The 22567-nt window shown below is 48.5% G+C and carries 21 protein-coding genes; 8 read left to right on the forward strand and 13 right to left on the reverse strand.

Translation table 11 applies throughout. The annotated features are described in order from the left end of the window. Positions 1-127: 127 nt before the first annotated feature. The 8 genes from leuB to leuC form a co-directional block, all read right to left on the reverse strand. Positions 128-1198: a 3-isopropylmalate dehydrogenase gene (leuB, locus tag FOC66_RS03245; RefSeq protein ID WP_003746596.1), complete on the reverse strand. Its 1071-nt coding sequence runs from the start codon at positions 1196-1198 to the stop codon at positions 128-130. Between the two features lie 66 nt (positions 1199-1264). Then, positions 1265-2128, reverse strand: coding sequence for a DUF1444 family protein (locus FOC66_RS03250; RefSeq protein WP_003746598.1), 864 nt, complete (start codon positions 2126-2128; stop codon positions 1265-1267). Positions 2129-2166: 38 nt separating this feature from the next. Further along, complete coding sequence (locus FOC66_RS03255) at positions 2167-2628, reverse strand: YhcH/YjgK/YiaL family protein (RefSeq protein ID WP_003746600.1); 462 nt, start codon at positions 2626-2628, stop codon at positions 2167-2169. A gap of 92 nt (positions 2629-2720) precedes the next feature. Continuing rightward, complete coding sequence (locus FOC66_RS03260) at positions 2721-3389, reverse strand: DUF2625 domain-containing protein (protein ID WP_003746602.1); 669 nt, start codon at positions 3387-3389, stop codon at positions 2721-2723. Between the two features lie 68 nt (positions 3390-3457). Continuing rightward, the gene (gene leuD, locus FOC66_RS03265) at positions 3458-4099 is read right to left on the reverse strand and encodes a 3-isopropylmalate dehydratase small subunit (RefSeq protein WP_003746604.1); all 642 of its coding nucleotides are present in this window, start codon (positions 4097-4099) and stop codon (positions 3458-3460) included. A gap of 45 nt (positions 4100-4144) precedes the next feature. Next, positions 4145-4510: a VOC family protein gene (locus tag FOC66_RS03270; RefSeq protein WP_003746606.1), complete on the reverse strand. Its 366-nt coding sequence runs from the start codon at positions 4508-4510 to the stop codon at positions 4145-4147. Between the two features lie 103 nt (positions 4511-4613). Then, positions 4614-4868 carry a hypothetical protein gene (locus FOC66_RS03275; protein WP_003746608.1) on the reverse strand — a complete coding sequence of 85 codons (255 nt, stop codon included), beginning with the start codon at positions 4866-4868 and terminating at the stop codon, positions 4614-4616. 125 nt (positions 4869-4993) lie between these two features. Next, the gene (gene leuC, locus FOC66_RS03280) at positions 4994-6403 is read right to left on the reverse strand and encodes a 3-isopropylmalate dehydratase large subunit (RefSeq protein WP_003746610.1); all 1410 of its coding nucleotides are present in this window, start codon (positions 6401-6403) and stop codon (positions 4994-4996) included. Positions 6404-6667: 264 nt separating this feature from the next. Here leuC and gshA point away from each other — a divergent pair, with 264 nt between their 5' ends. From gshA to FOC66_RS03315, 7 genes are all read left to right on the forward strand, one after another. Continuing rightward, positions 6668-8026 (forward strand): glutamate--cysteine ligase, encoded by a 1359-nt coding sequence (gene gshA / locus FOC66_RS03285; RefSeq protein WP_003746611.1) that lies wholly within the window; start codon positions 6668-6670, stop codon positions 8024-8026. A gap of 101 nt (positions 8027-8127) precedes the next feature. Then, on the forward strand, positions 8128-9198 hold the full coding sequence (gene corA, locus FOC66_RS03290) for a magnesium/cobalt transporter CorA (RefSeq protein WP_003746612.1): 1071 nt from the start codon (positions 8128-8130) through the stop codon (positions 9196-9198). Positions 9199-9315: 117 nt separating this feature from the next. Continuing rightward, positions 9316-9798, forward strand: a complete 483-nt coding sequence (locus FOC66_RS03295; protein WP_003746615.1) for an acyl-CoA thioesterase — start codon at positions 9316-9318, stop codon at positions 9796-9798. Between the two features lie 127 nt (positions 9799-9925). Next, positions 9926-12697, forward strand: a complete 2772-nt coding sequence (gyrA, locus tag FOC66_RS03300) for a DNA gyrase subunit A (protein WP_003746616.1) — start codon at positions 9926-9928, stop codon at positions 12695-12697. Positions 12698-12761: 64 nt separating this feature from the next. Then, positions 12762-14603, forward strand: a complete 1842-nt coding sequence (gene uvrC, locus FOC66_RS03305; protein ID WP_003746619.1) for an excinuclease ABC subunit UvrC — start codon at positions 12762-12764, stop codon at positions 14601-14603. Positions 14604-14630: 27 nt separating this feature from the next. Further along, positions 14631-15380: a type I 3-dehydroquinate dehydratase gene (gene aroD, locus FOC66_RS03310; RefSeq protein ID WP_003746620.1), complete on the forward strand. Its 750-nt coding sequence runs from the start codon at positions 14631-14633 to the stop codon at positions 15378-15380. Between the two features lie 134 nt (positions 15381-15514). Then, entirely contained in the window at positions 15515-16084 is a 570-nt protein-coding gene (locus FOC66_RS03315; RefSeq protein ID WP_003746621.1) for an acetate uptake transporter, read from the forward strand. 77 nt (positions 16085-16161) lie between these two features. Here the strand turns inward: FOC66_RS03315 and yfaE are convergent, their stop codons facing one another. From yfaE to nrdA, 4 genes are all read right to left on the reverse strand, one after another. Continuing rightward, positions 16162-16461: a class I ribonucleotide reductase maintenance protein YfaE gene (gene yfaE / locus FOC66_RS03320; protein WP_003686421.1), complete on the reverse strand. Its 300-nt coding sequence runs from the start codon at positions 16459-16461 to the stop codon at positions 16162-16164. Positions 16462-16566: 105 nt separating this feature from the next. Continuing rightward, a complete protein-coding gene (gene nrdB / locus FOC66_RS03325; protein ID WP_155811698.1) occupies positions 16567-17700 on the reverse strand; it encodes a class Ia ribonucleoside-diphosphate reductase subunit beta in 1134 nt (377 codons plus the stop codon). A 127-nt stretch (positions 17701-17827) separates the two neighbouring features. Further along, the gene (locus FOC66_RS03330) at positions 17828-18661 is read right to left on the reverse strand and encodes a TIR domain-containing protein (RefSeq protein WP_081456499.1); all 834 of its coding nucleotides are present in this window, start codon (positions 18659-18661) and stop codon (positions 17828-17830) included. 79 nt (positions 18662-18740) lie between these two features. Beyond that, a complete protein-coding gene (gene nrdA / locus FOC66_RS03335) occupies positions 18741-21020 on the reverse strand; it encodes a class 1a ribonucleoside-diphosphate reductase subunit alpha (RefSeq protein ID WP_003746627.1) in 2280 nt (759 codons plus the stop codon). Positions 21021-21412: 392 nt separating this feature from the next. Between nrdA and FOC66_RS03340 the strand changes: the two genes are divergently transcribed. Next, positions 21413-21745 (forward strand): hypothetical protein, encoded by a 333-nt coding sequence (locus FOC66_RS03340; protein ID WP_003746629.1) that lies wholly within the window; start codon positions 21413-21415, stop codon positions 21743-21745. A 51-nt stretch (positions 21746-21796) separates the two neighbouring features. On the opposite strand, the gene FOC66_RS03345 is transcribed toward FOC66_RS03340, so the two are convergent. Further along, positions 21797-22531 (reverse strand): epoxyqueuosine reductase QueH, encoded by a 735-nt coding sequence (locus FOC66_RS03345; protein WP_003746632.1) that lies wholly within the window; start codon positions 22529-22531, stop codon positions 21797-21799. Positions 22532-22567: the final 36 nt, after the last annotated feature.

Genomic DNA, 22567 nt, shown 5'->3' on the forward strand with positions numbered 1-22567 from the left:
TTGCTTCAGTCTTAAGGCCGTCTGAAAAGACATAAGGGCGTGTGAAGACACGCCCTTTTTTATGGTTTCAAGTTTTTGTATATAAAAAAGCGTGGGATTGGTCCCACGCTTTTTTTCAGACGGCCTCTTACAAAGCGGCCAATACGGCATCGCCCATTTCGGAGCAGGAAACCAGTTTGGTGCCTTCTTCGTAAATGTCGCCGGTACGCAAGCCTTGTTGCAGTACTTTTTGTACGGCGTTTTCAACTTGTTGCGCGCGTGTTTCGTCGTTCAGGCTGTAACGCAGCAGCATGGCAAGAGACAATACGGTCGCCAGTGGATTGGCTTTGTTTTGACCGGCAATGTCAGGAGCGGAGCCGTGAGACGGTTCGTACAGGCCTTTGCCGTTTTCGTCCAAAGAAGCAGAAGGCAGCATACCGATGGAGCCGGTCAGCATGGAGGCTTCGTCAGAGAGGATGTCGCCGAAGATGTTGCCGGTGGCAATCACGTCAAATTGTTTGGGCGCGCGTACCAACTGCATGGCGGCATTGTCGACGTACATATGGGAAAGCTCAACATCAGGATATTGTTTGCCGATTTCTTCAAAGATTTCGCGCCACAGTTCGGTGGTTTCCAAAACGTTGGCTTTGCCTACGGAGCAGACTTTTTTGCTGCGTTTTTGGGCGGATTGGAAGGCAACGTGGGCAATACGGCGGATTTCGCTTTCGCTGTATTTCATGGTGTTGTAGCCTTCGCGTTCGCCGTTTTCCAAAACACGGATGCCGCGCGGCTCGCCAAAGTAAATATCGCCGGTCAGTTCGCGTACGATAAGGATGTCGAGGCCGGCTACGATTTCAGGTTTCAAAGTAGAAGCATTGGCCAGCTCTTTATACAAAATGGCAGGGCGCAAATTGGCAAACAGATTCAAGTCTTTACGAATAGCCAATAAGCCGCGTTCAGGGCGCAGCGGACGATCGAGATTGTCGTATTGAGGAGAACCGACTGCACCAAGCAGGACCGCATCGGCTTTGCGGCAAAGGTTTTGTGTGAATTCTGGATAAGGATGGCCGTATTCGTCATAGGCTTCGCCGCCCAAAGGCGCGTATTCGTAGCTGACATCCAAACCTTGTTCGATAAGTTTGTCGAGTACACGGACGGTTTCTGCAACGATTTCAGGGCCGATGCCGTCGCCGCGCAAGATAGCGATATGTTTGGTCATTTCGGGTTTCCTTATGGGAAGGTTTTAGGTAAAGGGCAGGTCGCCTGTTTTTCAGACGGCCTTAAATCAATTTGCTCTGAAAACGCTGATTGTACCATTATGGTACTGGTAAAGCTGGGTAGAAATCGCGTAGGCAGAGTCTTCAAATGCCTGCAGGGCAATATTTGCCATCGCCTGCAAAGCCTCTTCATCGGATGGGCTGCAAACGAGCAGGGCGTTGCGTGCCGGGACTGCAAAAACAGGGTTGACCGGCAGCATAGGATCGTCTTTAAGCACTTCGTCCAAAAGCAAAATCAGGGAAGCATCATAGTCGTTGTCCAAATGGATTTGAGCCAATGACCAACCTTCGGCATGATGAATTTGAACACCTCCATTCATCCGTTGGCGCAAATTATCCATGGCGGTACGATACAAGGCGTCCTCATCTTCAATACCGGCTTCTTTCATATGCTCACGATTGAGCGTATGCATGGATTCTTCCGTATCCACCATGTAAAGCAACATGATATCGCCCGCAATCGGTTTGTATACCAGATAATCGGCAGGTTCGTCTTTGTCCGTATTTGTAATCAGTCTGACGTTTTCCAGATAAATCGTATTTTTAATTGTCGGAAGAATTTGTTGTGCTGAAACACTGGCATCAGCATCTTGAATCTTATCGATAACCGCTAAATTGGCAGCAACAATAGCCTCCAAGGCCTCGGGATTTTGCAGATAACTTGTGTAATGGTTGCTCAAATATGTGCTGAACGATGCTTCATCATCTTCGGAAAACTGGATGATGATAGGCGAAGAAGCAATGTTTTCGCCCCAGTCGATTTTTGCCTCAAGATCCAATTCTTCTTGGATGCGACGGGCAAAGTATTCGACAAATTCCTGCCAAGTCATTAATTTAGGTTTAGAGCGGAACAACCTGCTGAAAAAAGACATATTGTGTCCTGAATAAGGAAGTAAGGCCGTCTGAAAAATTATAGACGTTCGGTTTCAACACGGATTTTAAAAACAACTTTGCGTATGTTTGCCCTGTCGCCGACCAATGGGGCATGCGCATCATTCGAGAAAAATAGCGCAAATTCGCCGGGCTCCAAGGTCAACCAGGTTTCCGGCTCGCAGTCGAAAAACTCGATATCGCGTTTTTCGTTGTAGCCTAAACCGTTTTTCAGACGGCCTCTGTCTATCCAGCCATACGTTTCGCTGCCATCAATCGGCGTTTGAATATCAATGTGTTTTAAGTGCGCTTCAGGCTTAGCTTCGCCTTGAGTCCTCATCGGCTCGCTGCCGATAAAAATACGGATATTGGGATTTTCGCACGGCACTTGACCGTCCGGCAGATTGGCAAAATCTAGGGTCTGCAACAGATGGAAGGCCTCGGCAAAGTCAGGATGCAGGACAGCGTAGCGGGTAGCATTGCTTATGGTGTCGGTAATCATGGTATGGTTAGGTAGAAATTAAACTTCAGACCAATACGTTTTTAAGGATGCTTTATTTGAATTGTAACAACAAGGCCGTCTGAAAATGCTTTTTATGGAGTTGTATTTTGCAAATCCAAAGTGGAAGCATAATGTTCTGCTATGGGAACACGCTTGCGGCTGACTTGGTTTATATCGCTGCCTTCTTCAGTCCATAAAAACGGAAAGAACGTGTAAACGCTGTCACCATTCAAATCACGGATTTCTTCGCGCCAATTTTCCCAACGCAGGTTTTCGTAAAACAACTGCAAATCGCCGTTCAATGCCCAATTTAAGAAGTCGCCGTAACCTTTACCGCAATCTTCCCATTCCAAGGTATCCGGTGGCAGGTAGAAAACATTACCTACTTTGCCATTCAATCCTCCACCATTAATCGCAAAATAGCCTCCAGCAACATCATCGGCAAACAGATAATAGGGAGCAGGGCCTGCTGGCTCGGATTGTGTGCGGCTCAGATTCCAACTTCCCAGACCACGGGGTAGCTTCGTACTGCCGGAACCCAGTATCCGCAACCAGCCATCATCAATCAGGATGCCGCCGGTTTCATAAACGACAGCGCCCATAAACGAACGTATCGTTACTTGGGTTTTGAAAAGTTCTTCCTGTACCTTTTCAAGTGTACGAGGCAGGACTTCAACGCTGTTTGTCGCTTCCTCAAGCCACTCTTGAATCAATGGCCATGCAGGGTCTTGGGTTTGGATTAATTCGTCGAATGATCTCATGGACTATCCCAAAACATTCAGTAAAGGCCGTCTGAAACGCTTAAATTTTTCAGACGGCCTTTGGTATATCAACCGTTAAACAGCCAAGGTTGGCTTTGGCGGCGTTTTTCTTCGAAATCGCGGATTTCGTCGGCGTGTTGCAGAGTCAGGCCGATTTCGTCCAAGCCGTTTAAGAGGCAGTGTTTGCGGTGTTCGGTAATGTCGAATGTGAATGTCTCGCCGCTAGGAGTGGTCAGGGTTTGCTCGGCAAGGTTGATGGAGAGTTGATAGCCTTCGTTGGCTTCAACTTCTTTGAAAAGCTGGTCAACCTGTTCTTCGGTCAAAACGATGGGTAAAAGGCCGTTTTTGTAGCAGTTGTTGAAGAAGATGTCGGCAAAGCTGGGGGCAATGATGGCGCGGAAGCCGTAGTCGTCCAATGCCCAAGGGGCGTGTTCGCGTGAAGAGCCACAACCAAAGTTTTTACGCGTCAATAGGATTTGCGCGCCTTGATAGCGTGGTTGGTTCAGGGAGAAATCCGGATTCAATGGGCGTTTGCTGTTGTCCATGCCAGGTTCGCCGTGGTCGAGGTAACGCCATTCGTCAAAGGCATTAGGGCCGAAGCCGCTGCGTTTGATGGATTTTAAAAATTGTTTGGGGATGATGGCGTCGGTATCGACATTGCTGCGGTTGAGCGGGGCGACGATGGCGGTAATTTTGGTAAAGGCTTTCATGTCAGGTTCTTATAGTAATAATGGGAAATTTTATGGCTATTCGGCTTAGCGTATGCTGTGCAAACCGATTCGGTTGCCTTCTGTATCTTCGATAAATGCGGCAAAGCCGTTGGCAATGCGGAATTTCTCTTGTAACAGTTTGCCGCCTGCTGCAACGGCTTTTTCTGCGGTTTCGGCACAATCCGGGCAATTGAAGAAAATAGTCGTTCCACCGTGGCCGGGCTGAGCATTACTGTCGTGCCAAATCATGCCGGCCGTACCGTGTTGGGTGTAATCGGCTGGAAAAATGATGAAACGGAATCCGTTGCCGCCAACGTCTTGCAGGGGCTTGTCGAATACGGATTCGTAAAAGGCTTTGGCGCGATCCAAATCATGAGCGTGAATACCAAACCAGCTTGACGGATTACTCATTGTTTCTTCCTTTGCTTGGAATCGTGAAAATGTCTGGAAAATTAATAATGTATCAGGCCGTCTGAAACGGAGTCAGGAGCTTCAGACGGCCTGATTTACCGAATTATTCGGTAGCGGCTTCGATTTTTTCTCCAACATGGCTCATGCCGCGGCCTACTGCATTGCCGCCTTTTTTAACGGCTTCGCCGGTTTTGTCGGCAACGTGTTCTGCGGTTTCTTTGGTTTTATCGGCTACGCGCTCGGCAGTCTCTTTGGTTTTGTCCCAATTGCGGTTGGCATCGTTTTTTGCGCCGGACCAAGTGCTGGAACAAGCTGACAGGATAAGGGCTGCGGCAGCCAATGCAAACAGTTTTTTCATAGTAGATTCCTTTCAAGGTATCGATTGATTGAGAAGGTTTTCAAACGTTTTGCGCAATGGGAAAACTTAATTGGGCAATGTATTGTTTCAGACGGCCTGATGAATAAAGGCTGTCTGAACATGTTTTAAGCCATAGTGCGGATGTCGGTAAAACGGCCGGTTACCGCGGCTGCGGCTGCCATAGCCGGGCTGACGAGATGGGTGCGTCCGCCGTTGCCTTGACGGCCTTCAAAGTTACGGTTGGAAGTGGAGGCGCAACGCTGTCCCGGGGTCAGGCGGTCGGCATTCATGGCGAGGCACATCGAGCAGCCCGGTTCGCGCCATTCGAAGCCGGCATCGATGAAAATTTTGTCCAAGCCTTCTTTTTCAGCTTGTTCTTTAACCAAGCCGGAGCCGGGAACGATTAACACGCGTTGTACATTGTCCGCTTTTTTGCGGCCTTTGGCGATAGCAGCGGCTTCGCGCAAATCTTCGATACGGCTGTTGGTACAAGATCCGATAAAGACGATATCGACAGGGATTTCGTTCAATGGCGTACCCGCTTCCAAGCCCATGTATTCAAGGGCGCGTTCCATGCCGCTGCGTTTGACCGGATCGGTTTCTTCGGCAGGATTCGGTACTTTGCCGCTGATGTCCAAAACCATTTCAGGAGATGTACCCCAGGTTACTTGAGGCTCGATGTCTTCGGCTTTGAAGTGGTATTCTTTATCAAAAACTGCGCCTTCGTCAGACACCAGCGTGCGCCAGTATTCGACGGCTTTGTCCCATGCTTCGCCTTTAGGTGCGAAAGGTTTGCCTTTTACATAGTCGATGGTGGTTTGGTCGACGGCAACCATGCCTGAGCGCGCACCGGCTTCAATCGCCATATTGCACAAGGTCATGCGGCCTTCCATAGAAAGGCTGCGGATGGCTTCGCCGCCAAACTCGATGGCGTAACCTGTACCACCGGCCGTACCGATTTGGCCGATGATATAAAGCGCTACGTCTTTAGCGGTAACACCGGGTTTCAGACGGCCTTCAACGGAAATCAGCATGGATTTGGATTTTTTTGCGGTAATGCACTGGGTTGCCATGGTATGTTCGACTTCGGAAGTACCGATACCGTGAGCCAATGCACCGAATGCGCCGTGGGTAGAGGTGTGCGAGTCGCCACAAACGACGGTCATACCGGGCAGGGTGGCACCTTGTTCCGGGCCCATGACGTGCACAATGCCTTGACCTTTATCCATAAACGGGAAGTAGGCGAGTGCGCCAAACTCTTTGATGTTTTTGTCCAAAGTATCGACTTGCAGTTTGGAAATCGGGTCTTGGATGCCTTTATCCCAGTCGCCGGTCGGGGTATTGTGGTCGGCTGTGGAGACTACGCTGTCGATACGCCAGAGTTTGCGGCCGGCCATTTTCAAGCCTTCAAATGCCTGCGGGCTGGTAACTTCGTGAACCAAATGACGGTCGATGTAAAGCAGGACAGTGCCGTCTTCTTCTTCGCGGACGACGTGGCTGTTCCAAAGTTTATCGTAAAGGGTTTGTGCGCTCATGATGAGTTTCTTTGCTAATTGGTAAGTATGAATGATGGTTTGTGTTTATGGGCGGATTTTAGGCTTTTTATAGGGGCTGTGCAATAGAAATTTGTCCAATTTTTAAAATTTGTCGTAAAGTTTCAAAAAGCCTTATCAAAAATTAGACAAATTGTAGAATTGTTGACAAAAAGATGCATTTTATCTGAAAGAATACTTGTCGAAATGCACTAAAAAGTTCTATCATTCTCACTCAATATCCACATTTACCAAGAGGTATAGAGAATGAAATTACCGGTTCTGGCTCCTGAGTACCTGACTCAATTTCAGGAATTCGAGAGAAAAATTCTTGCCAATCATGCCAAAATCGAAGCATGGTTTCGTTCGCACTGGAACGAACACCGTCCGCCGTTTTATGGTTCGGTTGACATCCGCAATGCCGGTTACAAAATTTCATCTATTGATATGAATTTGTTTCCGGGCGGCTTCAATAATTTGAATCCAAACTTCATCCCGCTGGCAGCGGTTGCCGCGCAAGATGCGGTACAGCGCGCCTGTGAAACGGCAAAATCCGTATTGATTATTCCTGAAAACCACACACGCAACACATTCTACCTGCAAAACGTTTACGCACTCAGCGAGATTTTGCGTTCGGCAGGGTATGAAGTCCGTTTGGGCAGCCTGAATCCAGAAGTTACCGAGCCGACTGAGTTTGAAACTGCCTTGGGCGACAAAATCCTGCTGGAACCTTTATTGCGTACCCGTGAGCGCGTCCACCTTGCCGACGGTTTTTCGCCTTGCGTTGTTTTGTTGAATAACGACTTGTCCGCCGGCGTTCCCGATATTCTCAAAGGCATCAGCCAAACCGTATTGCCTCCATTGCACGGCGGTTGGACGACGCGCCGCAAAACAGAACATTTCAGTGCATACAACCAAGTTGCCACCGAATTTGCCAAGCTGATTGACGTCGATGAATGGCAAATTAATCCTTATTTTGAAAAAATCAGCGGTTTGGATTTCCAAGAGCGCGAAGGCGAGGACGCATTGGCAGGTGCGGTAGAACGCGTATTGGCGAAAATTCAAGCCAAATACGATGAATTGGGTATTACCGACCAACCTTTCGTGATTGTCAAAGCCGACGCAGGCACTTACGGCATGGGCGTGATGAGCGTTAAATCAGCCGATGAAGTGCGCGGATTGAACCGCAAAAACCGCAATAAAATGGCAAAAGTCAAAGAAGGTTTGGAAGTCAGCGAAGTCATTGTCCAAGAAGGCATTTATACCTATGAAACCATGAACGGCGCCGTCAGCGAACCTGTCGTGTATATGATGGACCGTTTCGTCATCGGCGGCTTCTTCCGTGTACACGAAGGACGCGGAGCGGACGAAAACCTCAACGCCGGCGGCATGGTGTTCGTCCCGCTGTCCAACAGCATTCCCACCGGTAGCGGCGACAACTCCCAAGAGGCCCCCGAAGCCTGCAAACGCGTATTCGAACAATGGGATTCGCTCGGTATGCCACGCTCCGAGAAAGACTGCGACGTGGACAACGAACACAACCGCCTCTACGTTTACGGCGTAATGGCACGCTTGTCCTTACTCGCCGCCGCATTAGAGTTGGAACAAACAGCGCCTCAAGCCTAATAAAACATTAATCAATGTCATCAGGCCGTCTGAAAATCAGTTTTCAGACGGCCTTTTATGTCTGTACAATCCATTCAAACCAATAAACATGATTTCTTTTTATGAATAAACCAGCCAATCCTGTTGAGACAAACGACAATCTGCAAGAGCAGGCCATGCAGCGCAGCAATACGGACAATGCGCCGCGTTCTGCCATCCACCAAACCTTATATTCCGCCGATACCTTTGTTCAGCATGATTATCTTGCTGGAAAGGCTTTGCCCGATATTGCACGCCCGCAAGAAGACCAAATCAACTGGCTGCATTTTGTCGGCATCAATGATGCTGCTTTGCTCAAACACGCGCTTGAGCCTTACGGCATCCATGAGCTGGTTATTGAAGACATTCTCAGCCGCAAGCAGCGCCCGAAAATCGAAGACTACGGCAACTATGTATTTACTGCCGCACAGGTTTACCATTACACCACCACAGGCAAGCTCCATTCCGACCAAGTGTATGTGATTATCGGCAAAGATTTTGTATTGTCTTTCCAACAAAAACCGCTGGGCTTGTTCAGCCAGCTGCGCCGGCAGATGCACGAAAATCCGCACAATATTTTGAACAAAAATACGGCGTTTCTGGCGTATTGCCTGCTTGACCGCATTGTGGACGACTATTTTATCGTTTTGGAATCATACAACAACCGTTTTGAAACCATAGACAAATCCCTGTTTAAAAATGAAAACAGCGATATTCTCAGTAAGATTCACCGCCTCAAGCGCGATGCCGTCCGCCTGCGCCGAACGCTTTTGCCCTTGCGCGATGTGTTTTACCAGCTGGCCGTACGCGGCGATTTTGCCATTTTCAAAGGCGAATCGACCGTCTATCTGCGCGACGTGTACGACCACAATATGCAGCTTATCGAATCGCTTGATGCCTCGCGTGATATGGTGTTGAGCATGATGGACATTTACCTTTCCTTCCAATCCAACCGCATGAACCAGCAAATGCGCGTGTTGACGGTTATTACCATCATCTTCATGCCGCTGACCGTCATCACCGGCATCTACGGCATGAACTTCGACAATATGCCCGAGCTGCATTGGCATTACGGCTATTTCATGGTTTTGGGTGTGATGCTGTGCATTATCATCGGACTGCTGATTTTCTTCTCACGTAGAAAATGGCTATGATTAGGTGCGCCAGATTGAATTTTTCCACTCAAAAACGGTAGAATCAAAATTCCTACAAAACATGCCGTCTGAAATAACAGGCGGCCTTAAAAACGAACCACTTCAAGAGGCCAAACCATGGAACAAGCACGCCAACTTCCTTCTCACGAACTCATCATGTCTGAGCTGATGATGCCGGATACGGCAAACTTCAGCGGCAACGTCCACGGCGGCGAATTATTGCGCCTGCTCGACCAAGTCGCTTATTCCTGCGCCAGCCGATACAGCGGCAACTACTGCGTTACCTTGTCTGTCGATAAAGTTTTGTTTAAAGAGCCTATCCATGTCGGCGAACTGGTAACCTTTTACGCCAGCATCAACTACACTGGCCGCACTTCTATGGAAGTCGGCATCCGCGTTGAAGCGCAAAACATCCGCACTGGCGAAGTGCGCCATACCAACAGCTGCTACTTCACCATGGTTGCCGTAGAAGACGGCAAGCCGGTTGCCGTGCCGCCATTGGAAATCAATACACCGCGCCAACGCTGCCGTTATGAAAAGGCCAAAAAACGCAAAGCGTTGAGCCTTCAGGCGTCCAATGAAGTTTCTTGCAGCCTTTAAATGATTGCTTAGAAAGAATAAAGGCCGTCTGAAACCCTGTTTCAGACGGCCTTCACGCAAAAGCCATAAACCGCTTGTTTTGTGGTAGAATTAACAAGATTTTTGCCATAAGAAATTACAGATAATCATGACCGACGCAACCATCCGCAACGACCATAAATTTGCACTCGAAACCCTGCCTGTCAGCCTTGAAGACGAAATGCGCAAGAGCTACCTCGATTACGCCATGAGCGTGATTGTGGGTCGAGCCCTGCCGGATGTCCGCGACGGTCTCAAGCCGGTACACCGCCGCGTGTTGTACGCGATGCACGAGTTGAAAAACAACTGGAATTCCGCCTATAAAAAATCGGCGCGTATCGTCGGCGACGTTATCGGTAAATACCATCCCCACGGCGATACGGCCGTTTACGATACCATCGTCCGCATGGCGCAAGATTTTTCCATGCGTTATGTGCTGATCGACGGTCAGGGCAACTTTGGTTCCGTTGACGGATTGGCCGCGGCAGCCATGCGTTATACCGAAATCCGCATGGAAAAGATTTCCCATGAAATGCTGGCGGATATTGAAGAAGAAACCGTCAATTTCGGCCCCAACTATGACGGCAGCGAACATGAGCCGCTGGTATTGCCGACCCGTTTCCCCGCGCTGTTGGTAAACGGTTCGTCCGGTATTGCCGTCGGTATGGCAACCAATATCCCGCCGCACAATTTGGGCGATACCATCAATGCCTGCCTGCGCTTGTTGGATGAGCCTGAAACTGAAATTGACGAGCTGATCAACATTATCCAAGCGCCCGATTTCCCGACCGGCGCAACTATTTACGGCTTGAGCGGCGTTCGCGAAGGCTATAAAACTGGCCGCGGCCGCGTGGTCATGCGCGGTAAAACCCATATCGAGCCTATCGGCAAAAACGGCGAGCGCGAAGCCATTGTAATCGATGAAATCCCATATCAAGTAAACAAAGCCAAGCTGGTTGAGAAAATCGGCGAATTGGTACGCGAAAAAACGTTGGAAGGCGTATCCGACCTGCGCGACGAGTCCGACAAATCTGGTATGCGTGTCGTAATCGAATTGAAACGCAATGAAAATGCCGAAGTCGTTTTGAATCAACTCTACAAACTGACCCAGCTGCAAGACAGCTTCGGTATCAACATGGTGGCCTTGGTTGACGGCCAGCCGCGTTTGCTGAACCTGAAACAAATCCTGTCCGAATTCCTGCGCCACCGTCGCGAAGTCGTTACCCGCCGTACCCTGTTCCGCCTGAAAAAAGCGCGTCATGAAGGCCATATTGCCGAAGGTAAAGCGGTGGCCTTGTCCAATATCGACGAAATCATCCGTCTGATCAAAGAATCTGCCAATGCGCCGGAAGCCAAAGAAAAACTGCTGTCCCGCCCATGGCGCAGCAGCTTGGTTGAAGATATGCTCAGCCGTACGGATTTGGACCTGCAAATGATGCGCCCTGAAGGCTTGCCTGAAAATTTGGGTCTGCACAGTCAAGGCTATTACCTGAGCGAATTGCAAGCCGATGCCATCCTGCGCATGAGCCTGCGCAACCTGACCGGCCTCGATCAGGAAGAAATTGTCGGCGAATATAAAAACCTGATGAGTAAAATCATTGATTTCGTGGATATTCTTTCCAAACCTGAACGCGTTACCCAAATCATCCGCGAAGAATTGGCAGATATTAAAGCCAACTTTGGTGATGAGCGTCGCAGCGAAATCAATCCGTTTGGTGGCGACATTGCCGATGAAGACCTGATTCCGCAACGCGAAATGGTCGTTACCCTGACTCATGGCGGCTACATCAAAACCCAGCCGACTACCGATTATCAGGCGCAGCGTCGCGGCGGTCGCGGTAAACAGGCAGCGGCCACCAAAGACGAAGATTTTATCGAAACCCTGTTTGTTGCCAATACGCATGATTATTTGATGTGCTTCACCAATTTGGGCAAGTGCCATTGGATTAAAGTGTACAAACTGCCGGAAGGCGGCCGCAACAGCCGCGGCCGTCCGATTAACAACGTCATCCAATTGGAAGAAGGTGAAAAAGTCAGCGCCATCTTGGCCGTCCGCGAGTTCCCGGAAGACCAATACGTCTTCTTCGCCACTGCACAAGGCATGGTGAAAAAAGTCCAGCTGTCTGCGTTTAAAAACGTCCGCAGCCAAGGCATCAAAGCCATCGCGCTTAAAGAAGACGATTACTTGGTCGGCGCAGCGCAAACCGGCGGTGCGGACGATATTATGTTGTTCTCCAACTTGGGCAAAGCCATCCGCTTTAACGAATATTGGGAAAAATCCGGCAACGATGAGGCAGAAGATGCCGATATCGAAACCGAAAACGAAGATTCAGACGGCCTGGATGATGAAAATGCCGAAAACGCATTGCCAAGCGGCAAACACGGTGTCCGTCCGTCCGGTCGCGGCAGCGGCGGTTTGCGCGGTATGCGCCTGCCGGCCGATGGCAAGATTGTCAGCCTGATTACCTTCGCCCCTGAGGCCGAGCAAAGTGATTTGCAAGTATTGACCGCTACGGCCAACGGCTATGGCAAACGTACCCCGATTGCCGATTACAGCCGTAAAAACAAAGGCGGCCAAGGCAATATCGCCATCAATACCGGCGAACGCAACGGCGATTTGGTTGCCGCGACTTTGGTCAGCGAAACCGACGACCTGATGCTGATTACCAGCGGCGGCGTCCTGATTCGTACCAAAGTTGAGCAAATCCGTGAGACCGGCCGCGCTGCCGCAGGTGTCCGCCTGATTAATCTGGATGAAGGCGAAACCTTGGTCAGCTTGGAGCGCGTGGCTGAAGAGGCTGAAGATGAAGCCGCTTTAGAAAGCGATGCAGCTGAAAACCAAGTGGTAGAAACTGAAGATACTCCGTCTCAAGAATCTTAAACGTCAATGAAAAAGGCCGTCTGAAACATTTTCAGACGGCCTGCTTATTCCAAAAGAAAATCCCGTGAGCGCAACCGAACCGTTCGATTTACCTCTTTTTCTGAAAAATCTACCTAACCTGCCTGGCGTGTACCGTTTTTTTGACGAAGACAACAATGTTTTGTATGTCGGTAAAGCGGTCAATCTCAAGCGGCGCGTTTCCAGCTATTTCCAAAAAAGCGACCATTCGCCGCGCATCGCATTGATGGTAAAACAGGTTCACCATATCGAAACCACCATCACGCGTTCCGAAGCCGAAGCACTGATTCTCGAAAACAACTTCATCAAAGCCTTGTCGCCGAAATACAATATTCTTTTCCGCGATGACAAAAGCTATCCTTATTTGATGCTCAGCGGCCATCAATATCCGCAAATGGCGTATTACCGCGGCACGCTGAAGAAGCCTAATCAATATTTCGGCCCGTATCCCAACAGCAACGCCGTGCGCGACAGCATTCAATTGTTGCAAAAAGTTTTTATGTTGCGTACCTGTGAAGACAGCGTGTTTGAACACCGCGACCGTCCTTGCCTGCTTTACCAAATCAAACGTTGCACCGCGCCTTGTGTCGGCTACATCAGCGAAGAAGATTATCGCGACAGCGTGCGTGAAGCCGCGACTTTCCTTAATGGCAAAACCGACGAACTGACGCACACCTTGCAACACAAAATGCAAACCGCCGCCGCCAATCTGCAATTTGAAGAAGCCGCGCGTTACCGCGATCAAATCCAAGCGCTCGGTATCATGCAGAGTAATCAGTTTATCGACAGCAAAAATCCGAACAATCCCAACGATATCGATTTGCTCGCGCTGGCGGTTTCAGACGGCCTGGTCTGCGTACACTGGGTCAGCATACGCGGCGGGCGGCACGTCGGCGATAAAAGCTTCTTCCCCGACACCAAAAACGATCCCGAACCAAACGGACAAGATTACGCCGAAGCCTTTGTCGCCCAACATTATCTGGGCAAAAGTAAACCCGACATCATCATCAGCAACTTTCCCGTTCCCGATGCGCTGAAAGAGGCTTTGGAAGGCGAACACGGCAAACAGATGCAATTTGTCACCAAAACCATAGGCGAACGCAAAGTCTGGTTGAAAATGGCGGAGCAAAACGCACAAATGGCGATTGCCCAACGCCGCCTGCAACAAAGCAGCCAGCAACACCGCATCGACGAACTGGCCAAAATCCTCGGCATGGATTCAGACGGCCTTAACCGCCTTGAATGCTTCGACATCAGCCACACGCAAGGCGAAGCCACGATTGCGTCCTGCGTTGTGTACGATGAGCAAAACATCCAGCCTTCTCAATACCGCCGCTACAACATCACTACCGCCAAACCCGGCGACGACTACGCCGCCATGCGCGAAGTGTTGACGCGCCGTTACGGCAAAATGCAGGAAGCCGAAGCCAACGGAGAGGCCGTCAAATGGCCCGATGTCGTATTGATTGACGGCGGCAAAGGGCAAATCGGCGTTGCCGTATCGGTATGGGAAGAACTCGGGCTGCACATTCCTTTGGTCGGTATCGCCAAAGGCCCCGAGCGCAAAGCCGGCATGGAAGAACTCATACTGCCTTTTACCGGAGAAGTTTTCCGCCTGCCGCCCAACAGCCCGGCTTTACATTTATTGCAAACCGTACGCGATGAATCGCACCGCTTTGCCATTACAGGCCACCGCAAAAAACGCGACAAAGCACGCGTTACTTCCTCACTCAGCGAAATCCCCGGTATCGGCAGCAAACGCCGCCAAGCATTGCTTACCCGATTCGGCGGTCTGCGCGGCGTGATTGCGGCCAGCCGCGAGGATTTGGAAAAAGTGGAAGGCATCAGCAAAGCATTGGCGGAAACCATTTACGAGCATCTGCACTGATTGGTTTGAACAGCAAAAAGGAACAATATGAAACCTGTCATCATCAAAAATATCGAGATCGGCAAAGGCCTGCCTAAAATTGCCGTGCCGCTGGTGGCCGCCAATACGCAGGAATTGGAGCAGGCTTTGCGCGTATTGAAAGAGACGGCTTTTGACATTATTGAATTTCGTGCGGATTTTTTCCAAGAGGCGCTTGATGCCGATTTTATTGCCGAGCAATTAGGCATTGTCCGACAGGCTTTTCCTGACAAGCCTTTGCTGTTTACGTTTAGAAGGGCGCAAGAGGGCGGCAATACGCCTTGTTCGGAAGACTATTATTTTGAATTATTGGAAAAAATTATCTGTTCCAAACAAGCTGATATTATCGACATCGAGCTTTTTGCCGAGGAGGGCGGCGTCAAACAAATCATCGCCTTGGCACATGAATATCAAACTGCCGCCTTGCTTTGCAATCACGATTTCCAAGCCACGCCGTCTTTGGTAGATATTACAGGCCGTCTGAAAACAATGGCCGAGTGGGGCGCGGATATCTGCAAAATTGCCGTGATGCCGCAATCGCCGCAAGATGTATTGACCCTGTTGCAGGCGACATATGATGCTTCACAAATTATCGACCGCCCGATTATTACTATGTCCATGGGTAAAACCGGAGTTGTCAGCCGCTTGGCCGGCTCGACTTTCGGCTCGGCTGTTACCTTTGGTGCAGCACAAAAAACGTCGGCTCCCGGTCAAATTGATGCCAACGAATTAAGGAAAATCTTGGCGATTTTAGGATAATTTAATTATTAATATTCAAGGCCGTCTGAAAAATATTTTTCAGACGGCCTGATTTTTTTAAATTTATTTCTTTTAATTTTGAATAAAACCTGTAACAATGGGTTTCCTATTTTAATAACCAGAGGAGAAATAAAATGACTACTACTAAAGAAAATCTGGCGAACCCAGGTCCAGTAGGCCTGTGTGGCTTTGCATTGACAACTTGGTTGCTCAGTCTGATTAACGGCGGCTTTTTTACTGCTCAAGAGGGTGTCGGCTTAGTTTTGAGCATGGCTCTCGCCTTTGGTGGTATCGCCCAAGTTATTGCCGGTATGTTTGAGTTCAAGAAAGGCAATACGTTCGGCTTTACCGCTTTTATCAGCTATGGCGCCTTCTGGTGGACATGGGCTTTGTTTATCATCTTTTTTAAAGGTGAAACAGCACCGGCATTTATCGGCTGGTATCTTTGCGCATGGGGTATGTTTTCGCTGATGATGTTTGTGGCCACCTTGACCAAGCCTAAAGTATTGAGCGGTATTTTCTTTTTTTTGACGCTGACTTTCTTTGCTTTGGGTATTGGCGATGGCATGGAAAATCATAGCATCGTCCATATCGGCGGTTGCTTAGGCTTGGTAACTGCACTTGGTGCGTTCTACTTGGCAGCGGCAGAGGTCATCAACGAATCTTTCGGCAAGACGGTTTTGCCGGTTGGCGAGCGTAAATAAGCTTTGTCATACAAAATGCCGTCTGAACAGTGGAAATGAAATCAAAGATTTCAGCCACAATGTTCAGACGGCATTTTTTATTTGTCTTCAAATAAATCGACATCAAATAAATCCGGCTCTTTGATGCGCTCCCGACAATCAAGTTTGATGTCTTCAGTAACCCGGCAGCAGCACGGCAAAATTTCTCCGGGCGCGACAAAGGCGAGCGGAAAATTATCATAAGAGACTTTCCCATCCAAGATTTTAACCCGGCATGAACCGCAATAACCGCTGCGACATTGGTATTCAACCTCGTGTCCGGTGCGCTCCAAGCCCTCCAATAAGGTTTCGCCTTGTTGGAGTTGGAAGGTTTTGTCGTGTGTGCTAATGAGTGCCATATGATTTGTTTGGATTGGAAAGGCCGTCTGAAACGGTGTAAAGACGAAATCAAAGATTTCTGCCACACCGTTCAGACGGCCTTGATCATAAAACCGAATGTTCGATTACAGCTCGAAATCGCCCAAATCGTCCGCGCTGACTTCCGAATCAATCTGACCGATTAAGTAAGAAGAAATTTCCACTTCCTGCGGCGCAACCTGTACATTGTCAGAAGACAACCACGCGTTAATCCAAGGAATCGGGTTTTGGGTCGCACCTTCAAATCCGGCTGGAAGGCCAACCGCCTGCATACGCAGATTGGTAATGTATTCAACGTATTGAGCCAAAATTTCTTTATTTAGGCCAATCATTGAGCCGTCTTTAAACAGATAGGCCGCCCATTCTTTTTCCTGCTCGGCTGCTTTTTTAAAGAGGTTGAAGCATTCGTCCTGCAATTCATTGGCAATTTCAGCCATTTCAGGATCATCGGCACCGGCACGCATCAGGTTGAGCATATGCTGGGTGCTGGTCAAATGCAGGGCTTCATCACGGGCAATCAGCTTGATGATTTTGGCGTTGCCTTCCATCAATTCGCGCTCTGCAAAGGCGAACGAACAGGCGAATGAAACGTAAAAGCGGATGGCTTCCAATACGTTGACGCACATCAGGCAGAGATAGAGTTTTTTCTTCAACTCGCGCAAAGATACGGTAACGAGCTTGCCGCCGACATTGTGCGTGCCTTCACCCAACAGGTTGTAATACTGGGTGTATTCAATCAAATCATCGTAATAGCAGGCAATGTCTTCGGCGCGGGCGATAATGTATTTGTTTTGCACAATATCATCGAATACGACTGACGGATCATTCACGATATTGCGGATGATATGAGTGTAGCTGCGCGAGTGGATGGTTTCGCTGAAGCTCCACGTTTCAATCCACGTTTCCAGCTCGGGAATAGACACCAAAGGTAAGAACGCAACATTCGGGCTGCGGCCTTGGATCGAATCGAGCAGGGTTTGATATTTCAGATTGCTGATGAAAATATGTTTTTCGTGTTCAGGTAGATTGGCGTAGTCGATACGGTCGCGCGACACGTCGATTTCTTCCGGACGCCAGAAGAAAGATAATTGTTTTTCAATCAGTTTTTCAAATACTTCGTATTTCTGCTGGTCATAACGGGCGACATTTACCGGCTGACCAAAAAACATCGGCTCTTTCAGCGCGTCGTTTTTGGTTTTGGAAAAGGTGCTGTAGGACATAACTAGGTGTTCGCAGGACATGGTGTTTCTCAGGTTGATTTAAATTTAAAAGTTAAGATTTCAGACGACCTTTTGAATTAGACAAAGGTCGTCTGAAAAAATTTGGTAACTTTGGAAGTTATGTATTTCAAAGTTTGTTCATATCAATATCGAATCCTGCTGCTTTTAACTCTTTGGCAATTTTGTATTTCCATTGGTCAAAATCATTTGCTGGTATATAACCTAAACCTTGAATATCTGATGGAAATTCAACATTTTTACTAACTAAGCAGCAAACTCTTTCCCTCCCTAACTTCGCCATCAAATAACCATGTTCAAGCACTACATTTTGTCTTGCGCGGGATTTAAGCTCTCCATCTTCTGATTTCAGACGACCTTCATCGCATGGCGTATAAAGAACAATACCAAAACCTACATCTGTACATTCTTCAATTTTTTCAATAATTGTTTTTCCGATATTGGCTTGCTCTTGCAAAATAATTGGTTCTAGTCCTAATGCTCTCAGTACATTCTCTACTTGAGTAAGTAGGTTACGGTCTCTACCATGAACAATGAAAATTTTGTTTGAGCTAATTGGTAGCTCTTTTTTGGGTTCTGAAACAGTAGTACTTAATAAATTTTGAGCTTCTTCTAAAATATCATCAGTTATGTCTTGTGTATATTGATTTGCTTTTGATGCTTTCTCTCTTGAGTAAAACAGTGCTAAGAATTGGTCAGTTCTAGGATCTTTTTTAACGTTTTCCACAATGATTTCGGTATTTAAGTCAGACTTTGTTACAACAAATCGGCAGGCATCATTTATTTTATAGCCATTTATTCGTAATGTTTGTTCTTTTAGATAAGGTATTGCAAACTTATCTAATAACTTAGTTTTATCTTGCATATCAAGTTCATAATATTGTTTATTATTGCCATTCTTATCTTTCTCATTAGTTTCTACCAATACATGATAAAACATCATTTTTCCTTGTAATATTATTTTCCCAATATTTTTAAGACGACCCTTTAGACTTTACTGGTCGTCTGAAAATTCATCTTATTTAAATCTTACAAGCCCCTCCAGCGCAACCGTCATCCTGAATATCGGTCTGCGTATCGTCCGCGCCGTCGCGGGTGTTGTGGTAGTACAGGGTTTTGACGCCATATTTGTAGGCGGTCAGCAGATCTTTCAGCATTTGTTTCATGGAAACTTTGCTGCCTTCAAATTTGTTAGGGTCATAGGCGGTATTGGCAGAAATCGATTGATCGACGAATTTTTGCATTACACCAACGAGTTTCAGGTAGCCTTCGTTGCCGGGAAGCTGCCACAGGGTTTCGTAGGCATCTTTCAGGGTTTCAAATTCCGGTACGACTTGTTTCAAAATACCGTCTTTCGATGCTTTAACGCTGACCAGGCCGCGTGGAGGCTCGATGCCGTTGGTGGCGTTGGCAATTTGCGAGCTGGTTTCAGACGGCATGAGTGCGGTCAGGGTAGAGTTGCGCAGGCCGTATTTGACGATGTCGGCGCGCAGGCTTTCCCAGTCGTAGTGCAAAGGCTCGTTGCACACGGCGTCCAAGTCTTTTTTGTAGGTGTCGATGGGCAGTTTGCCTTGCGAATAAACGGTTTGGTTGAAGAGCGGACATGCGCCGTATTCTTTGGCAAGGTTCACCGATGCTTTGAGCAGGTAATACTGCATGGCTTCAAAGGTGCGGTGGGTCAGGCCAAGCGCAGAGTCGTCGCTGTAACGTACGCCGTTTTTCGCCAAATAGTAGGCGTAGTTGATGACGCCGATGCCGAGCGTGCGGCGGTTCATGGTTGCGGTGCGTGCGGCTGCAACCGGATAGTCTTGATAGTCCAGCAGGGCATCAAGTGCGCGTACGGTCAAATCGGCGAGTTCTTCCAGTTCGTCCAAGTTGTTCAATGCGCCCAAGTTGAAGGCGGACAAGGTGCACAAGGCAATTTCGCCGTTCGGATCGTTGATGTTGTCCAAAGGTTTGGTCGGCAGGGCGATTTCCATGCACAAGTTGGACTGATGAACAGGCGCAACGCGTGGATCAAAAGGGCTGTGCGTGTTGCAGTGATCAACGTTTTGGATATAGATACGACCGGTACCGGCGCGCTCCTGCATCAGGGTGGAGAACAATTCTGTTGCCGGCAAAGTGCGTTTGCGGATGTTCGGGTCTTGCTCGTATTTCGTGTAGAGACGCTCGAATTCGTCTTGGTCGGCAAAAAACGCATCATACAAACCCGGAACTTCATTCGGCGAGAACAGGGTAATGTTGCCGCCTTTAATCAAGCGGGTGTACAGCAGGCGGTTGATTTGCACGCCGTAGTCCAGTTGGCGGATGCGGTTGTCTTCCACGCCGCGGTTGTTTTTCAATACCAACAGGCTTTCGGCTTCGATGTGCCACAATGGGTAGAACAAGGTTGCCGCGCCGCCGCGTACGCCGCCTTGTGAGCAGGACTTAACGGCCGCCTGGAACATTTTGAAGAATGGGATACAGCCGGTATGTTGCGCTTCACCGCCACGGATTTCGCTACCCAAGCCGCGGATACGGCCGGCGTTGATGCCGATGCCTGCTCGTTGGGAAACGTATTTCACAATCGCACTGGTGGTGGCGTTGATGGAGTCGAGGCTGTCGTCGCATTCAATCAATACGCAGCTTGAGAATTGACGGGTAGGCGTACGCACGCCGCTCATGATAGGCGTAGGCAGCGATACTTTGAATGTGGAAACGGCGTCGTAAAATCGTTTGACGTAATCCAAACGGGTCTCTTTCGGATATTTGCTAAAGAGACACATGGCCACCAAAATGTATAAAAACTGAGGCGTTTCATAAATTTGGCGGGTCACGCGGTTTTGAACCAGATATTTGCCTTCGAGCTGTTTCACGGCAGCATAAGAGAAGGTCATGTCGCGGCTATGGTCGATATAGGCATTCAGCTCGTCAAACTCTTCGCGACTGTAATCTGCGATGATGTGGCGGTCGTATTTGCCCGCATCGGTCAGTTTTTTAACGTGATCGTAGAGGTGGGGCGGTTCGAACTCGCCGTAAGCGATTTTGCGCAGATGGAAAATGGCGAGGCGGGCAGCCAGATATTGATAATCGGGCGTGTCTTGTGAGATCAGGTCGGCCGCGGCCTTGATGATGGTCTCATGGATGTCGTCGGTACGGATACCGTTGTAAAACTGAATATGTGATTTGAGCTCGACTTGCGATACGGAGACGTTTTGTAAGCCTTCCGCCGCCCAAGTAACAACACGGTGGATTTTGTCTAAATCGATATCTTCCAAGCGTCCGTCGCGTTTGGTTACTTTAATATTCGTTGCTGCATTCATTATTCAGTCTTCCCATTAAAAAACACAAGATACGGTATTTGATTGCTTTGAACGGCACAATATAATGTATTTTTCCTTGTTTAACTAGACTTGACAATGCGCTTTTTTCGGGGGTTGATTAAAGAGGGGAATGGCTCAGGCTAGGTTTTATGTGGGTTTGTGGCGGTCAGGCATTATTTTGTGTTTGCATCACATTTGTTCAAAATTTTTCTAGAGGCTTATGAAATAAAGAGATTTATATTCAGATTTCGTCTAAATGGAAGGTGTGTTAAATTTTGCAAAGCAAGTAGTATGATGTAGTAATTAACCACATTTTTTGTCATGTAAAAAATGGGCGTTTTGCCGGTGCCTAGGCGAAACATATAATGGAAAAACTATTTAGGAGGCGAATCATGTTAATGTTGAAAAATTTAGGTTCCGCACTGGCGGCGATTGCCATATTGAGTTTGGGTGCTTATTCTGCCGAGGTGGCGGCCAAGCCGCATGGCCCTCATGTGAGCAAACACCAGCCAGCGAAGAAAAACAAATTGCATCCCGCTTGCAAGCAATACCTTGAGCGCCGTGCCGCTTGGTATCGCTACAAGGGCAACAAGGCCGAGCTGAAGGAAAACCGAAAAGCGGCAAAAGCGTTCCGCAGTTTGCCTTATGCCGAACAAAAAATCCAATGCCAAGCCGCTTATCGGGCATTTGATGATTTTGATCATGGCAAATTCCGCCGCCGTTAATCGGCTGATTTGAATAAAGGCCGTCTGAAGGTTTCAGACGGCCTTTGATTTTTATTTCTCAACGATGATTTTGCTTTCGGCTTGAGGCTCGTATTGAGTGGATTCATCACCGTAATACAACACGCCCAGCTTGATGGGGATGCGGCCTTGCGATTTGCGGTGGGCATTGGAGTCGCGCAGGGAATAGGCGCATCCGCAGTATTCTTGTTGGTAGAAATGTTCGCGCTTGCTGATTTCAATCATGCGTGCGCTGCCGCCGCCTTTGCGCCAGTTGAAATCCCAATAAACCAAGTCATCGTAGGGCTCGGCAGCGCGATGGCCGCAGCCGTTGATCTGTTTCATGTCTTTCCAGCGTGAAATGCCCAGTGAGCTGGTGAATACATGGAAGCCGTTTTCATGGGCGTATTGGGCCGTTTTTTCAAAACGCATGTCGAAACACATGGTGCAGCGGATACCGCGTTCGGGTTCGAATTCCATGCCTTTGGCTTTGGCGAACCATTCTTTGCGGTCGTTTTCGTAGTCGTCGTCTTTGTCGATGAAGGGAATGCCGAATTTATCCGCAAAGCGCATGTTTTCTTCTTTGCGCAGCATATATTCTTTGTGCGGATGGATATTGGGGTTGTAAAAATAAATGGTGTAGTCGATGCCGCTGGCAAGCAGGGCTTCCATTACTTCGCCGCTGCACGGGGCGCAGCAGGAATGCAGCAGGACTTTTTTATGACCGCCGGGCGGAACGAGGATGGGGCGGTCGATATTGGTAACGATAGGCGTGGTTTTTTCGGTCATGGTTGTATTCTGTTTTTGATATTTTTTTCAGACGGC

The organism is Neisseria mucosa, from assembly GCF_013267835.1.
Lineage (GTDB): Bacteria > Pseudomonadota > Gammaproteobacteria > Burkholderiales > Neisseriaceae > Neisseria.

What these genes read in the sequence shown, in the direction of transcription:
- leuB (WP_003746596.1), bottom strand. Translation starts at nt 1,198, where the DNA reads ATGACCAAACATATCGCTATCTTGCGCGGCGACGGCATCGGCCCTGAA.
- FOC66_RS03250 (WP_003746598.1), bottom strand. Translation starts at nt 2,128, where the DNA reads ATGTCTTTTTTCAGCAGGTTGTTCCGCTCTAAACCTAAATTAATGACT.
- FOC66_RS03255 (WP_003746600.1), bottom strand. Translation starts at nt 2,628, where the DNA reads ATGATTACCGACACCATAAGCAATGCTACCCGCTACGCTGTCCTGCAT.
- FOC66_RS03260 (WP_003746602.1), bottom strand. Translation starts at nt 3,389, where the DNA reads ATGAGATCATTCGACGAATTAATCCAAACCCAAGACCCTGCATGGCCA.
- leuD (WP_003746604.1), bottom strand. Translation starts at nt 4,099, where the DNA reads ATGAAAGCCTTTACCAAAATTACCGCCATCGTCGCCCCGCTCAACCGC.
- FOC66_RS03270 (WP_003746606.1), bottom strand. Translation starts at nt 4,510, where the DNA reads ATGAGTAATCCGTCAAGCTGGTTTGGTATTCACGCTCATGATTTGGAT.
- FOC66_RS03275 (WP_003746608.1), bottom strand. Translation starts at nt 4,868, where the DNA reads ATGAAAAAACTGTTTGCATTGGCTGCCGCAGCCCTTATCCTGTCAGCT.
- leuC (WP_003746610.1), bottom strand. Translation starts at nt 6,403, where the DNA reads ATGAGCGCACAAACCCTTTACGATAAACTTTGGAACAGCCACGTCGTC.
- gshA (WP_003746611.1), top strand. Translation starts at nt 6,668, where the DNA reads ATGAAATTACCGGTTCTGGCTCCTGAGTACCTGACTCAATTTCAGGAA.
- corA (WP_003746612.1), top strand. Translation starts at nt 8,128, where the DNA reads ATGAATAAACCAGCCAATCCTGTTGAGACAAACGACAATCTGCAAGAG.
- FOC66_RS03295 (WP_003746615.1), top strand. Translation starts at nt 9,316, where the DNA reads ATGGAACAAGCACGCCAACTTCCTTCTCACGAACTCATCATGTCTGAG.
- gyrA (WP_003746616.1), top strand. Translation starts at nt 9,926, where the DNA reads ATGACCGACGCAACCATCCGCAACGACCATAAATTTGCACTCGAAACC.
- aroD (WP_003746620.1), top strand. Translation starts at nt 14,631, where the DNA reads ATGAAACCTGTCATCATCAAAAATATCGAGATCGGCAAAGGCCTGCCT.
- FOC66_RS03315 (WP_003746621.1), top strand. Translation starts at nt 15,515, where the DNA reads ATGACTACTACTAAAGAAAATCTGGCGAACCCAGGTCCAGTAGGCCTG.
- yfaE (WP_003686421.1), bottom strand. Translation starts at nt 16,461, where the DNA reads ATGGCACTCATTAGCACACACGACAAAACCTTCCAACTCCAACAAGGC.
- nrdB (WP_155811698.1), bottom strand. Translation starts at nt 17,700, where the DNA reads ATGTCCTACAGCACCTTTTCCAAAACCAAAAACGACGCGCTGAAAGAG.
- FOC66_RS03330 (WP_081456499.1), bottom strand. Translation starts at nt 18,661, where the DNA reads ATGATGTTTTATCATGTATTGGTAGAAACTAATGAGAAAGATAAGAAT.
- nrdA (WP_003746627.1), bottom strand. Translation starts at nt 21,020, where the DNA reads ATGAATGCAGCAACGAATATTAAAGTAACCAAACGCGACGGACGCTTG.
- FOC66_RS03340 (WP_003746629.1), top strand. Translation starts at nt 21,413, where the DNA reads ATGTTAATGTTGAAAAATTTAGGTTCCGCACTGGCGGCGATTGCCATA.
- FOC66_RS03345 (WP_003746632.1), bottom strand. Translation starts at nt 22,531, where the DNA reads ATGACCGAAAAAACCACGCCTATCGTTACCAATATCGACCGCCCCATC.